15 protein-coding genes are annotated in these 13916 nt (G+C 66.1%); 7 read left to right on the top strand and 8 right to left on the bottom strand.

What is annotated here, in order from left to right:
- Positions 1-33 precede the first annotated feature (33 nt).
- Both clpB and moaE read right to left on the bottom strand, forming a co-directional pair.
- Entirely contained in the window at positions 34-2637 is a 2604-nt protein-coding gene (gene clpB / locus BA022_RS01035) for an ATP-dependent chaperone ClpB (RefSeq protein WP_088886290.1), read from the bottom strand.
- 68 nt (positions 2638-2705) lie between these two features.
- Positions 2706-3182, bottom strand: coding sequence for a molybdopterin synthase catalytic subunit MoaE (gene moaE / locus BA022_RS01030; protein ID WP_011806320.1), 477 nt, complete (start codon positions 3180-3182; stop codon positions 2706-2708).
- 66 nt (positions 3183-3248) lie between these two features.
- On the opposite strand from moaE, the gene BA022_RS01025 reads away from it, so the two are divergent.
- From BA022_RS01025 to BA022_RS01015, 3 genes are all read left to right on the top strand, one after another.
- The gene (locus BA022_RS01025; RefSeq protein WP_088886289.1) at positions 3249-3503 is read left to right on the top strand and encodes a hypothetical protein; all 255 of its coding nucleotides are present in this window, start codon (positions 3249-3251) and stop codon (positions 3501-3503) included.
- Positions 3504-3615: 112 nt separating this feature from the next.
- Positions 3616-3756 (top strand): DUF3149 domain-containing protein, encoded by a 141-nt coding sequence (locus BA022_RS01020; protein ID WP_088886288.1) that lies wholly within the window; start codon positions 3616-3618, stop codon positions 3754-3756.
- Positions 3757-3834: 78 nt separating this feature from the next.
- Positions 3835-4164 carry a hypothetical protein gene (locus tag BA022_RS01015; protein ID WP_011806322.1) on the top strand — a complete coding sequence of 110 codons (330 nt, stop codon included), beginning with the start codon at positions 3835-3837 and terminating at the stop codon, positions 4162-4164.
- A 6-nt stretch (positions 4165-4170) separates the two neighbouring features.
- On the opposite strand, the gene moaD is transcribed toward BA022_RS01015, so the two are convergent.
- The 6 genes from moaD to BA022_RS00985 form a co-directional block, all read right to left on the bottom strand.
- Entirely contained in the window at positions 4171-4434 is a 264-nt protein-coding gene (gene moaD / locus BA022_RS01010; protein WP_011806323.1) for a molybdopterin converting factor subunit 1, read from the bottom strand.
- Positions 4431-5675, bottom strand: coding sequence for a molybdopterin molybdotransferase MoeA (locus BA022_RS01005; RefSeq protein WP_088886287.1), 1245 nt, complete (start codon positions 5673-5675; stop codon positions 4431-4433). The genes moaD and BA022_RS01005 overlap by 4 nt, the downstream gene beginning before the upstream one ends.
- Positions 5672-6223, bottom strand: coding sequence for a molybdopterin-guanine dinucleotide biosynthesis protein B (mobB, locus tag BA022_RS01000; protein ID WP_088886286.1), 552 nt, complete (start codon positions 6221-6223; stop codon positions 5672-5674). Before mobB ends, BA022_RS01005 begins: the two co-directional genes overlap by 4 nt.
- 79 nt (positions 6224-6302) lie before the next feature.
- Positions 6303-7733 carry a threonine synthase gene (gene thrC, locus BA022_RS00995; protein WP_088886285.1) on the bottom strand — a complete coding sequence of 477 codons (1431 nt, stop codon included), beginning with the start codon at positions 7731-7733 and terminating at the stop codon, positions 6303-6305.
- Positions 7734-7748: 15 nt separating this feature from the next.
- A complete protein-coding gene (locus BA022_RS00990) occupies positions 7749-9110 on the bottom strand; it encodes a homoserine dehydrogenase (RefSeq protein ID WP_088886284.1) in 1362 nt (453 codons plus the stop codon).
- Positions 9111-9180: 70 nt separating this feature from the next.
- Positions 9181-10413 (bottom strand): pyridoxal phosphate-dependent aminotransferase, encoded by a 1233-nt coding sequence (locus BA022_RS00985; RefSeq protein WP_088886283.1) that lies wholly within the window; start codon positions 10411-10413, stop codon positions 9181-9183.
- 152 nt (positions 10414-10565) lie between these two features.
- Here BA022_RS00985 and BA022_RS00980 point away from each other — a divergent pair, with 152 nt between their 5' ends.
- The 4 genes from BA022_RS00980 (at position 10566) to BA022_RS00965 (ending at position 13878) form a co-directional block, all read left to right on the top strand.
- Positions 10566-10940 carry an Mth938-like domain-containing protein gene (locus tag BA022_RS00980; protein ID WP_088886282.1) on the top strand — a complete coding sequence of 125 codons (375 nt, stop codon included), beginning with the start codon at positions 10566-10568 and terminating at the stop codon, positions 10938-10940.
- A gap of 165 nt (positions 10941-11105) precedes the next feature.
- The gene (locus tag BA022_RS00975; RefSeq protein ID WP_011806330.1) at positions 11106-11594 is read left to right on the top strand and encodes a peroxiredoxin; all 489 of its coding nucleotides are present in this window, start codon (positions 11106-11108) and stop codon (positions 11592-11594) included.
- 155 nt (positions 11595-11749) lie between these two features.
- Positions 11750-13513, top strand: coding sequence for a PhoH family protein (locus tag BA022_RS00970; RefSeq protein WP_088886281.1), 1764 nt, complete (start codon positions 11750-11752; stop codon positions 13511-13513).
- Positions 13513-13878 carry a hypothetical protein gene (locus tag BA022_RS00965; protein WP_088886280.1) on the top strand — a complete coding sequence of 122 codons (366 nt, stop codon included), beginning with the start codon at positions 13513-13515 and terminating at the stop codon, positions 13876-13878. The genes BA022_RS00970 and BA022_RS00965 overlap by 1 nt, the downstream gene beginning before the upstream one ends.
- Positions 13879-13916 lie beyond the last annotated feature (38 nt).

Here is a 13916-nt window from a genome sequence, read left to right as displayed (position 1 = left end):
GGAAAGGCCCGCGCCCTCGTTCAATGGTAGACCTCACCCCGCGGGGCGGGCCTCGCCGAAGTGGAATACCCCTGGGTCTGTCACAGGATCGACATCCACCGGAATCACGCTCTTGGGCGGGTAGCGGCCCTCCAGCAGCAGCTTGGACAGCGGGTTCTCGATGCGCTGCTGGATGGCCCGCTTGAGCGGACGCGCCCCGAACACCGGATCGAACCCCACCTTGGCCAGTTCGCCCATCGCGGCCGGCGACACCTGCAGGGCCAGGTCCATTTTGGCCAGCCGCGACTCCAGCAGACGCAACTGAATGCGTGCAATCGCTTCGATGTGCTTGGCATCCAGCCCGTGGAACACCACCGTCTCGTCGATGCGGTTGAGGAATTCGGGACGGAAATGGCCCTTGAGTTCCCCCCACACGGCTTCCTTGATGTCCTCGGCATCCTGGCCCACCATGGCCTGGATCAGGTGCGAGCCAATGTTGCTGGTCATCACGATCACCGTGTTCTTGAAGTCCACGGTGCGCCCCTGGCCATCGGTCAGGCGGCCGTCGTCCAGCACCTGCAGCAGCACGTTGAACACGTCGGGGTGGGCCTTTTCCACCTCATCCAGCAGCAGCACGCTGTAGGGCTTGCGGCGCACGGCCTCGGTCAGGTAGCCGCCCTCTTCATAGCCCACATAGCCGGGAGGCGCGCCAATCAAGCGCGCGACGCTATGCTTTTCCATGAACTCGCTCATGTCGATGCGCACCAGATGCTCTTCACTGTCGAAGAGAAACCCGGCCAGCGCCTTGCACAGCTCGGTCTTGCCCACGCCCGTGGGCCCCAGGAACAGGAAGCTGCCCAGCGGCCGGTTGGGGTCCGATAGGCCCGAGCGCGAGCGGCGGATGGCATTGGCCACGGCGGAGATCGCCTCGTCCTGGCCCACCACGCGCTCGTGCAGCTTTTCCTCCATGTGCAGCAGCTTGTCCTTCTCGCCCTGCATCATCTTGGCCACGGGAATGCCGGTGGCGCGGCTGACCACCTCGGCGATTTCCTCGGCACCCACCTGGGTGCGCAGCAGCTTGTGCTTGGTGCCCGTGCCGCCGGCCTCGCTGTCCTGCGCTTCCTTCAGGCGCTTTTCCAGCTCTGGCAGCGTGCCGTACTGCAGCTCGGCGACCTTGTTGAAGTCGCCCTTGCGTTTCAAGTCGTCGATCTGCGTGCGGATGGCATCGATGTCCTTGCGGATCTGCTCGGAGCCCTGCGCGCTGGCCTTCTCGGCTTTCCAGACCTCTTCCAGATCGGCGTACTCGCGCTCCACATTGCCCAACTCTTCCTCGATGAGCTGCAGGCGTTTTTGCGAGGCCTCATCGGTCTCCTTCTTCATCGCCTCGCGCTCGATCTTGAGCTGGATCATGCGCCGCTCAAGCTTGTCCATCGACTCGGGCTTGGAGTCGATCTCGATCTTGATCTTGGCCGCGGCCTCGTCGATCAGGTCGATGGCCTTGTCGGGCAGAAAGCGGTCGGTGATGTAACGGTGCGACAGCTCGGCCGCGGCCACGATGGCCGGGTCGGTGATGTCCACGCCGTGGTGCGCCTCGTAGCGCACCTGCAGGCCGCGCAGGATGGCGATGGTGTCTTCCACGCTGGGCTCGTCCACCAGCACCTTCTGAAAGCGCCGCTCCAGCGCCGCATCCTTCTCGATGTACTTGCGGTACTCGTCCAGCGTGGTCGCGCCGATGCAGTGCAGCTCGCCGCGCGCCAGTGCGGGTTTCAGCATGTTGCCCGCGTCCATGGCGCCTTCGGCCTTGCCGGCGCCGACCATGGTGTGGATCTCGTCGATGAAGAGAATGATGCGGCCTTCCTCGTGCGCCACTTCCTTCAGCACGGACTTCAGGCGTTCCTCGAACTCGCCGCGGTACTTGGCACCCGCCAACAGGCCGGCCATGTCCAGCACCAGCACGCGCTTGTTCTTCAGCGTCTCGGGCACTTCGCCCTCGACGATGCGCTGGGCCAGCCCCTCGACGATGGCGGTCTTCCCCACGCCGGGCTCGCCGATCAGCACGGGGTTGTTCTTGCTGCGCCGCTGCAGCACCTGGATGGCGCGGCGGATCTCGTCGTCGCGGCCGATCACCGGGTCCAGCTTGCCCTGGCGGGCGCGCTCGGTCAGGTCCAGCGTGTATTTCTTCAGCGCCTCGCGCTGCCCCTCGGCTTCGGCGCTGTCCACCTTCTGGCCGCCACGCACGGCGTCGATGGCCGCCTCCAGGCTCTTGCGGGTCACGCCGTTGTCCTTGGCCAGCTGCGCGGCCTCGCCCTTGCTGTCGACCAGCGCCAGCAAAAACAATTCGCTGGCGATGAACTGGTCGCCGCGCTTGATGGCCTCCTTCTCGGTGGCCTGCAGCACACGGCCCAGCTCGGGGCTGCCCTGCACCTGGTCCTGGCCCTGCACCTGGGGCAGGCGCTTGACGGCGGCCTCGGCCGCGGCCAGCAGGCCCGGCACATTGGCGCCGGCACGCTGCAGCAGCGCGCGCGGGCCTTCATCCTGGCGCAGCATGGCCACCAGCATGTGCACGGGCTCTATGTAGGCGTTGTCATGCCCCAGGGCCAGCGACTGTGCATCAGACAGCGCTTCTTGGAACTTCGTGGTGAATTTATCGAGACGCATGTGAAACCTCCAACTTGTCGCTAGCTAGGGCTCCGGGGCCTCGATTTCAAGCCGCCGGACGATAAAAGTCAGCCCACCTGGGGCGGCGCGGCGATGCCCCAGCGCGCCAGCGCCGCATCGTCGCTTACGCGCGCATCCACCCAGCGCGCACCATCTGGCGTCTGCTCCTTCTTCCAGAACGGCGCCTGGGTCTTGAGGTAGTCCATGACGAACTCGCAGGCCTGAAAGCTCTCGCCGCGGTGCGCCGAGGTCACGGCCACCATCACGATCTGGTCCAAGGGCGCGAGCAGCCCCACGCGGTGGATCACGCGCACGCCATAGAGGTTAAAACGTGCAAACGCCGCATCCACCATGGCCTCGATGGATTTCTCGGTCATGCCCGGGTAGTGCTCCAGCTCCATGGAGGCCACGCTGTCCCCTTCGTTGCGGTCGCGCACCGTGCCCACGAAGCAGCACACCGCCCCCACGCGCGCGTCCCGCGCACGCAGCGCCGCCAGCTCGGTGGAAACGTCGAAGTCATGGGTCTGGATGGAAACGCGGTGCATGGCAGTGGTCAGCGGCAGAATTGCGGGATTGACGGCACTTTAACGCCCACCCCACACTTGCACACCATGGCCCTGCAGACCATCACCACCGACGACTACCTGCTCTACCCCTCGCCGCGCAATGCGCACCGTGTGGTGTTTGATTTCCAGACTTTCGTGCCCCATCCCTATGCCTTGATCGATCTGCCCAGCTTCGACCTGGCGGGCCGCTACAGCCTGTTCTCCGCCCACCGCAAGGCTGACGCGAAGATGGGCCAGCTCGTGACCTTCGAGCTGGAAGGCGATCAGCAGCGCTTTGAGCGCCTGTTCGTGCCTGATTGAAGGTACTTGACGGCAATAGTGGGGTATACCCGGATTTTTGACTTGTCTCAAAGGGGCTCCCGCCGGGCTGCGCTGCAATGGCTCCATCACATAACGACGGAGGAAAAACGCCATGCAACTGCTCAAGCAACTCTTCACCACCGAGGTGGGTCTGTTCAGCGCCATAGGCATCGGTTTCATGCTGTGCATGGGGGGCTTTTTCATCTGGCTGTTCACGCGCAACGATGCGCCCCCGGCACAGCAAAAGCGCTGATCCGCTCCAGACCCGCGCGGGCGCCGTCTCCGGCAAGAGCGGCGCCTGTGTTTTTTCGCCGTGCCAGACAATAGGCGGATGCACGACGACAACCAGATCCTGGTCCCGCCCTCCTTCATCGCGCTGTACAGCGACACACGCGCACGCCTGCAGGCGCCTGCCGCCGAGGTGCGGGCGCGCTACGAGTGGTGCGAGGACCTGGCCTGCCACTTGGTGGAACAGGCGCAGCAGCTGTACCACGGCGGTGCGCGGTCGGAAGAAGGGGTGCTGCTGGGCATCCACGCCGGCTTGGCCGGCCCGGACGCGGGCGTGACCCCAGCCGAGGCGCGCTGGATCACGCTGCGCCTGGCCGAGCTGCTGGGGTGGCGCAGCCCCGAGCTGCCCGCCCTGGCGGTGCAGCAGCCTTGAACGCCGTCAGCCGCCCGTGACGGGCGGAAAGAACGCCGCCTCGGCGCCTGCCGCCAACGGCGTGGCGTCATGCGCCATGGTCTGGTCGAGGGCCACGCGCACGGCGCGCCCGCGCGAGAGGCAGGTGGCCCAGGGCTCGCCACGGGCGATGAGTTCATCGCGCAAGGCGCCCAGCGTGGTGGCGCCGGTCTGCACCGTCTCCTGCCCCATGCCCACGGCCTCGCGGATGGAGGCGAAGTAGCGCACCGTGATCGTGAAGGGCGTGGTCATGACAGCAACTCCGCAAATGGCAGGAAGCGCACGGTATCGCCTCGCGCAATGGTCTGGCCGGCGGGGTTGTCCACCACGCCGTCCGCCCAGGCGGCCGAGGTAAGCACGCCCGAGCTTTGGTTGGGAAACAGCTCCAGCGTGCCATCGGCGCCCTGGCGCACGCGCAGGAATTCACGGCGTTTATCGGCCCGGGGCCAGTCGAATCCAGCCGTAGCAGCTATCGCTTTAGGAGCAACATCACGCACGCCCTGCAGGCGCAACAGGAAGGGGCGCACCAGCAGGCCGAAGGTGACGAAGCTGGACACGGGGTTGCCCGGCAGGCCCATGAAGTGTGCACTGCCGCCCGCGTGGGGAATCTGGCCGTAGGCGAAGGGCTTGCCCGGCTTCATGGCGATCTGCCAGAGCTGCAGCGTGCCCAAGCGCTCCACCGCCGGCTTGATGTGGTCTTCCTCGCCCACACTCACGCCGCCGCTGGTCAGGATCAGGTCATGTCCCTGGGCAGCCTCGCGCAGCGCGGCCACGGTGGCCTCGCGCCGGTCGGGCACGATGCCCAGGTCGCTCACCTCGCAGCCCAGGCGCAGCAGCATGGCGCGCAGGAAGAAACGGTTGCTGTTGTAGATGGCGCCGGGCTTCATCTGCGCGGGCGGCACATCACCCGGCATGACGAGTTCGTCGCCCGTGGAAAAAAGCGCCACGCGGGGCCGGCGCGCCACCTGCAGGGTGCCCAAGCCGATACTGGCAGCCAGACCCAGCTCTGCGGGGGTGAGGCGCGTGCCAGCGGCCAGCACCTCAGCACCCCGGGTGATGTCCTCGCCCGCGCGCCGAATCCACTGACCCTGGGCCGGTACGGCATTCACACGCACGCGATCCCCGTCGAGCGCCTCGCAGTCTTCCTGCATCACGATGGCATCGGCCCCCTCGGGCACCGGCGCGCCCGTGAAAATGCGCGCCGCCGTACCCGCCGCCAGCGGCACGCCGAAGGCGCCCGCGGGAATACGCTGCGCCACCGGCAACTCCACCCCCGCTGCCGGCACGTCGGCGCAGCGCACGGCGTAGCCGTCCATCGAGCTGTTGTCGTTGGGCGGCACCTGCAGCGGCGAGGTGGCGGCCTGCGCGAGCACGCGACCGTCGGCGTCGAAGGTGTTGACGGTGTCGGCGCCTGCCAGCGGGGCGGCCTGCGCCAGCAGTTCGGCCAGGGCTTCGTCCAGTGGCTTGAGGGGTGCACGCGCTTGGGGTTTCATTCGCAGGCCTCCGCCCGGTCGGGCACATAGTCAAAACGCGCGCCCTGTGCCAGCAGCCATTGCACCACGGCGTGAGGGTCGTCCAGGTTGAGCACCGGCAGCGCGGTAGGCACTGGCGGCAGCGGCGCGTCGGTGGCCACGGCGACGATGCAGGGATCGTGCGGATAGAGTGCGGGCCGTTCGCGGTAATCGGGTGATGCGGCGCGCCAGATCTCGATCTTTGGCAGGTCGCTTTCCTTGAAGCCTTCCACCAGCACCCAGTCCACGCGCGGATCCAGCTCGGCCAGCAGTTCGTGCACGCTGGGCGTGTGCTCCTGCGCGAATTCGCGCATCAGCGCCATGCGCCGGTCGGAGGCCACGGCCACTTCGTAGGCGCCGGCCTCGCGGTGGCGCCAGGTGTCCTTGCCCACATGGTCGATGTCGAACTTGTGGTGCGCATGCTTGACCACCGACACGCGCAGGCCATGCAGGCGCAGTTCGGGAATCAGCTGCTCCACCAGCGTGGTCTTGCCGCTGCCTGAATAGCCGGCAAAGCCAACCACCTTCATCCCGACACTCCTTCAGTTTCACTCATCTATTAATAGCTACCAGCGCTTGACGGATAAGCGCCAGAGGCCGATTTGATCCCTAATCGCAATGGGCTGCGATATAGGCCTTGACCTGCTCGGCATCGGCCGCCAGCACCTGCAGGCGCTTGGGCAATTGCTCGATGCCCTCGAACCTGGCCGGGCGCTCGGGTGCGCGGCCCAGGGCTTCCTGGATGGTTTCGGCGAACTTGATGGGCAGGGCCGTCTCCAGCACGATCATGGGCACGGCGGGATCGCCCCGGTGCTCGCGCGCCACCTTCACGCCGTCGGCGGTGTGGGTATCGATGATCTGGCCGAAGCGCTCGTACGTGTCGCGGATGGTGGCCAGGCGGTCGGCGTGCGTGCTCTTGCCGCTCTCGAAGCCGTACTTGGCGCGTGCGTCTCGGAACACGGGGTCGGCCCCCAGGTCGAAGAAGCCCTGTTTGGCCACGCCCTCGGCGAACAGCTGGCGCGTGCGCTCGCCATCGCGGCCCAGCAGGTCGAACACGAAGCGTTCGAAGTTGCTGGCCTTGGAGATGTCCATGGACGGGCTGGAGGTCTCGTAGGTCTGCGCGCTGCCGCGCACGCGGTAGGCGCCGGTGCGGAAGAACTCGTCGAGCACATCGTTCTCGTTGGTGGCAACGATCAGGCGATCGATGGGCAGGCCCATCTGGCGCGCCACATGGCCGGCGCAGATGTTGCCGAAGTTGCCGCTGGGCACGGTGAAGCTGACCTTCTGGCCGTTCGTCTCCGTCGCCTGGATGTAGCCCGCGAAGTAGTACACCACCTGCGCCAGCAGGCGCGCCCAGTTGATGGAATTGACGGTGCCGATCTTGTATTGGGCCTTGAACGCGTGGTCGTTGCTCACCGCCTTGACGATGTCCTGGCAGTCGTCGAATACGCCTTCGATGGCCAGGTTGTGGATGTTCGCGTCCTGCAGGCTGAACATCTGCGCCTGCTGGAAGGGGCTCATGCGACCGTGCGGGCTGGTCATGAACACGCGCACGCCCTGCTTGCCGCGCATGGCGTACTCGGCCGCGCTGCCGGTGTCGCCGCTGGTGGCGCCCAGGATGTTGAGCTGCTCGCCACGGCGGGCCAGTTCGTACTCGAACAGGTTGCCCAGCAGTTGCATGGCCATGTCCTTGAAGGCCAGCGTGGGGCCGTTGGACAGGGCCTCGATCCACAGGCCGTCTTCCAGGTGGCGCAGCGGCACGATCTCGCCCGTGCCGAACACTTCGGCGGTGTACGTTTTCTCGCACAGGCGCTTCAGGTCCGCGGGCGGGATGTCGTCGATGTACAGCGACAGGATGCGGAAGGCCAGCTCGGCATAGCCTTGCGTGTGATAGGCGGTACGCAGCGCGGTCAGCTCGGCGTCGCTGATCTGCGGGTAGCGCTCGGGCAGGTACAGGCCGCCGTCGGGCGCCAGGCCTTCGAGCAGGATGTCGCAGAAATGCTTGCGGTCCGCGTGGCCGCGGGTGGACAGGTACAGCATGGCGTGCAGCCCCTCTTAGTTGTTGAGCTCTTCCTTGCGGATGCGCGTGATGCTGGCCAGCACCGTGGGCAGGCCCTGGATTTGGGCGAGCGCGGCGTCCATGTCGCCCTCGCGCGTGTCGTGCGTGAGGATGATCAGGTCGGTCTGCGTGCTGCCTTCGCCGCCCACCTCGTCGGCCTCGCGCTGCAGCACGGCGTCGATGCTGATGCCCGCGCCGGCCAGGATGCCGGTGATCTTGGCCAGCACGCCGGCCTCGTCGGCCACGCGGATGCGCAGGTAGTAGCTGGTGACCACGTCGGCCATGGGCAGCACGGGCAGCTCCTGCCCCGCCTCGCGCAGCGTGTGGCTCTGGAAGGCCAGCGGCGGCACGCGGTGCGCGGGGTCGGCCTCGATCAGGCGGGTGATGTCCACCAGGTCGGCGATCACGGCGCTGGCGGTGGGCTCGCTGCCCGCGCCCTTGCCGTAGTACAGCGTGGTGCCCACGGCGTCCCCGTGCACCACCACGGCGTTCATCGCGCCTTCGACATTGGCGATCAGGCGCTTGGCCGGCACCAGCGCGGGGTGCACGCGCAGCTCCACGCCATCGGGCGTGCGCTTGGTCGCGTCGCCCTGGCGGCGCTTGGCGATCCCCAGCAGCTTGATGCGGTAGCCCAGTTGCTCGGCATAGCGGATGTCGACGGCGGACAACTTGGTGATGCCCTCCACGTAGGCCTTGTCGAACTGCACCGGAATGCCGAAGGCGATGGCGCTCATGATGGTGGCCTTGTGGGCGGCGTCCACGCCCTCGATGTCGAAGGTGGGGTCGGCCTCGGCGTAGCCCAACGCTTGCGCTTCCTTGAGCACCACGTCGAAGTCCAGGCCCTTGTCGCGCATCTCGGACAGGATGAAGTTGGTCGTGCCGTTGATGATGCCGGCCACCCACTGGATCTGGTTGGCCGCCAGGCCTTCGCGCAGCGCCTTGATGATCGGAATGCCGCCGGCCACCGCCGCCTCGTAGGCGACCACCACACCCTTCTCGGCCGCGGCCTTGAAGATCTCCGTGCCATGCACGGCCAGCAGGGCCTTGTTGGCCGTCACGACATGCTTGCCGGCGGCGATCGCCTCCAGCACCAGCTGCTTGGCGATGCCGTAGCCGCCGATCAGCTCGACCACGATGTCGATCTCAGGGTTGGCGATCACTTCGCGTGCGTCGCCCACCACGCGGGCGTTCTCGCCCACGATGGCGCGGGCGCGGGCGGTGTCCAGGTCGGCCACACAAGCAATCTCGATGCCGCGGCCGGCGCGGCGGCGGATTTCTTCCTGGTTGCGCGACAGGACGTTGAACACGCCGCTGCCCACGGTGCCAATGCCCAGCAGGCCCACTTGGATCGGTTTCATATCAGGGTTACCCGTCAAAAAAGGCTCCAGCGCCCTATTGACGGGCGCCAGCAGCTATCAAAAATGAAGTTCACGCCGCCTTGGCGTGGCGCTGCCGGTAGGCGGCCAGGAAGCCCGCCAGCCGGCCGATGGCCTCGCGCAGGTCGTCTTCGTGCGGCAGGAACACGATGCGAAAGTGCTGGTTGTCGGGGTAATTGAAGCCCGAGCCCTGCACCAGCATGACCCGCGTGGCGCGCAGCACTTCCATAAAGAACTGGCGGTCGTCCGCGATGGGGTACATCTCGGGGTCCAGGCGGGGGAACATGTACAGCGCCGCCTGCGGCTTGACGCAGGTGACGCCGGGGATGGCGGTGATCAGCTCGTAGGCCAGGTCACGCTGGCGGCACAGGCGCCCGCCGGGTTTGACCAGGTCGTTGATGCTCTGGTATCCGCCCAGCGCGGTCTGGATGGCCCACTGGCCCGGCACGTTGGAGCCGAGCTTGATGTTGGCCAGCATGTTGATGCCTTCGATGTAGTCGCGCGCGGCCGTCTTGTCGCCCGAGATCACCATCCACCCGGCGCGGTACCCGCAGGAGCGGTAGGCCTTGGAGAGCGAGTTGAACGTGAGCGTGACCACGTCGGTCGACAGGCTGGCCATGGCCGTGTGCTTGACGCCGTCGTACAGCACCTTGTCGTACACCTCGTCGGCAAACAGCACCAGGTTGTGCTCGCGCGCGATCTGCACGATGCCCTTGAGCAGCTCGTCCGAGTACAGCGCGCCCGTGGGGTTGTTGGGGTTGATGACCACGATGCCGCGCGTGCGCGGGGTGATCTTGGCGCGGATGTCCGTCAGGCTGGGCATCCAGCCGTTGTCTTCATCGCACAGGTAGTGCACAGGCCGACCGCCCGACAGGCTGGCCGCCGCCGTCCACAGCGGGTAGTCGGGTGCGGGCACCAGCAGCTCGTCGCCGTCGTCGAGCAGCGCGTTGGTGGCCATGGTGATCAGGTCGCTCGCGCCGTTGCCCAGGTAAATATCGTCCAGCGTCACGCCGGCCACGCCCTGCTGCTGGCTGTAGTGCATCACGGCCTTGCGTGCCGCAAAGATGCCCTTGCTGTCCGAGTAGCCCGCCGAGTTGGACAGGTTGCGGATCATGTCCTGCTGGATCTCCTCGGGCGCGTCAAAGCCGAACGGCGCCAGGTTGCCGATGTTCAGCTTGATGATCTTCTGGCCCTCGTCCTCCATCTGCTTGGCCGCGTCCACGATGGGGCCCCGGACATCGTAGAGAACATTGTTGAGCTTGGCGGATTTGCGGATGGGCTTCATGTGCGGGCAGGCGTGAGGAGAGGGGCACAAGTGGGGCTGCGGCCCCGCCGGGCGCAGGGCGCCTCGGTGAAACCTATAATTTGACCACAGTTCCACCCAAGGCCCCGGCCGCCGCACAACCGCGCAGGGTGCGGGCAGCCTCCGCAACGCCCATGAAATTCCAGCCCGAACGCCCCGATACCCAGTCCATCACCGCCTACGGGCCGGACTGGATCGGCGTGGACGCCGATCGGGTGACCGAGAGCGTCATCATCGGTGCGCGCGGCCAGCGCATCGCCTGGAACTGCCGCCGCTTCGAGGACCTGACTGCCGCGCACTTCGCGCAACTCGCCGAACTGGACGCCGAGGTGGTGATCTTCGGCAGCGGCCTGCGCAACCGCTTTCCACCGCCCGCCTGGTTGCAGCCACTGATGGCGCGGCGTATCGGCCTGGAAACCATGGACACCCAGGCCGCCTGCCGGACCTACAACGTCCTGGCAGGCGAAGGGCGCAACGTGATCGCAGCCCTGCTGTTGGAAACCGAGTAACGGCAGATTTCCCCTGACGCCGTATCCGGGTGCCAGTGCGGCCGGTTCTCCTGGAGGGGGTTTCGGGGTAAAATAGCCTGTTGCGGTCGGGGGCACCACCCAAAAAAGAGTACACCCCCACTCCCCCGGCTTTTCTTCGACTAATTCGTGAGAGATAGAAGTGCCATGGCGATCGTTGTCAACAAACCCCTTCCTGAATTTGAAGCCAACGCGACTGGCGGAATCAAGGTTTCCAACGTCTCGCACCAGGGCCAGATTCTGATTCTGTATTTCTACCCGAAGGACAACACCCCGGGCTGCACTACCGAGGCCATGCAGTTCCGCGACAAGTTCAAGGATTTCGAGAAGGCCGGTGCTGTGGTCTTCGGCGTGTCACGCGATAACATGAAGTCGCATGACGACTTCAAGGAAAAGCTGGAGCTGCCCTTCGAGCTGATCGCCGACACCGAAGAGAAGATGTGCCACATGTTCGGCGTAGTGAAGAACAAGATCATGTACGGCAAGAAGGTCAAGGGCATCGAGCGCAGCACCTTCCTCGTCAATCCCGAAGGCATTCTGGTGCAGGAATGGCGCGGCCTGAAGGTACCCGGCCATGTGGACGAGGTATTGAAGGCCGTGAAGGCGATCAAAGCCCCTGTCAAGAAAGCCGCCTGAACACCCGACGGCTCTACCGTGGGCCGTCACGGGGAGCATGCATAATGGGTCAATGCTGCTGAGAAACGCAACACGCTCCCCGCAATCCAAAGCCGCCTCGGTCTCCTAGGCGGCTTTGTGCTTTTTGAACGTTACTTTCCTCAAGGCTCCCTGCAATGCCCCTGCCCCCCGCCCCGACCCAGCGCGCCGCCCTGCTCAAACCAGACGCCTATCGCATGACGGTTTTCGAGGATGACGAGGCCGCGGAGGCTTCCGCGGCCCGGCCCGCTACAGCGGCCGCCCCCACTCGCAAGCGCGCGGCCACCAAGACCAGCGCCGCCAAGAAAGCCGCCGCACCTGATACCGCCATCCCATCCAGTGCAGGCCGCTCGACCAAAGCGGGGGTATCTGCTGCACCCGCCCATTCGCGCGCACGCCCTGCGGATGAGGGCGCAGTGCGCATGAGGCCCCCCGTCACCGCAGTGCCCCCGGCTGCCGCGCCGCGCGCCGCACCGGACGCTGCACTGCGCAAGAAGCGTGCTGCCGGGCCGAAGAAGATGTTCGTGCTCGACACCAACGTGCTGCTGCACGATCCCACGAGTCTGTTCCGCTTCGAAGAACACGACATCTTCCTGCCAATGATCGTGCTGGAGGAACTCGACGGCCACAAGAAGGGCATGACCGAGGTGGCCCGCAACGGCCGCCAGGCCAGCCGTACGCTGGATGCGCTGGCGGCAGCCCATGGCAGCGCCGACATGGCCTTGGGCCTGCGCCTGGATTCCACGGGCCAGCGCGCCGCCGGCGGTTGCCTGTACTTCCAGACCGCCCCCCTGAACTACCAGTTGCCCTCCAGCCTGCCCCAGGGCAAGGCCGACAACCAGATCCTGGGCGTGGTGGAAGCGCTGCGCAAGCTGCATGCGCCGCGCGAGGTGGTGCTGGTGTCCAAGGACATCAACATGCGCGTGAAGGCGCGCGCCCTGGGCCTGGTCGCGGAGGATTACCAGAACGACAAGACGCTGGAAGACGGCGACCTGCTCTATTCGGGCAGCCTTGCGCTGCCGACGGACTTCTGGACCAAGGCCGGCAAGAACGTCGAAAGCTGGCAGAGCGGCGTGCACATGTACTACCGCATCAGCGGCCCCGTGGTGGCGCAGCTGATGATCAACCAGTTTGTGTATTTCGAGGCGCCGGGCGAGCCCAGCCTGTATGCGCGCGTGACCGAGATCCGGGACAAGACGGCGGTGCTGGAGACGCTCAAGGACTACGGCTCGTCCAAGAATACGGTATGGGGTGTGAACACCCGCAACCGCGAGCAGAACTTCGCCATGAACCTGCTCATGGACCCCGACGTGGACTTCGTGACGCTGACCGGCACGGCCGGCACAGGCAAAACGCTGATGGCACTGGCCGCGGGCCTGACCCAGGTGCTGGACGAGCGCCGCTATACCGAGATCATCATGACCCGCGCTACGGTGAGCGTGGGCGAGGACATCGGCTTCCTGCCCGGTACGGAGGAAGAAAAGATGGGCCCCTGGATGGGCGCGCTGGACGACAACCTGGAATTTCTTGCCAAGGGCGACGGGGGCAATGCTGGCGAGTGGGGCCGCGCGGCCACCAACGAGCTGATCCGCAGCCGCATCAAGATCAAGAGCATGAACTTCATGCGCGGGCGTACCTTTCTGAACAAGTACGTCATCATCGACGAGGCGCAGAATCTGACGCCCAAGCAGATGAAGACGCTGGTCACCCGCGCGGGCCCCGGCACCAAAATCATCTGCATGGGCAACCTGGCACAGATCGACACGCCCTACCTCACGGAAGGCTCCTCCGGCCTGACCTATGCGGTGGACCGGTTCAAGGGCTGGCCACACAGCGGGCACATCCTGCTCGCGCGCGGCGAGCGCTCGCGCCTGGCCGACTTCGCCAGCGAGGTACTCTGATGGCCGTGGGTTGGATGTCCGCGCTGAAGCTTGTGCCCTGGGGCGACGTGATCGAGGCCACGCCCCAGATCATGCAGGCCGCGCGCAAGCTCATCAGCAACACGCGCAAGGCGCCGCCGCCCGAGGCGCCCGCGCAGCGGATCGACAGTACGCCCGATCAACTGGCAGTACTGCAAGCCCGGATGGCCCAGTTGGAAGAAGACCAGCGCGCGTCCGCCGCGCTGATCGAATCGCTGGCCGAGCAGAACGCCCAACTGGTGCGCGCCGTCGATGGGTTGCGCCGGCGCAGCCTGCACCTGCTGCTCGCCGTCTGCGGGCTCGGCGTATGCACGCTGGCGCTGCTCGCCTGGGCACTGACGCGTTGAGACCGCTCAATCACTATTAAATAAATAGCTGCTAGCGC

This window comes from Diaphorobacter nitroreducens, assembly GCF_002214645.1.
In the GTDB taxonomy this organism is placed as follows: Bacteria; Pseudomonadota; Gammaproteobacteria; order Burkholderiales; family Burkholderiaceae_C; genus Diaphorobacter; species Diaphorobacter nitroreducens.
Note: the sequence above shows the minus strand (reverse complement) of the source record. Positions and strands in the feature narration are given on the sequence as shown.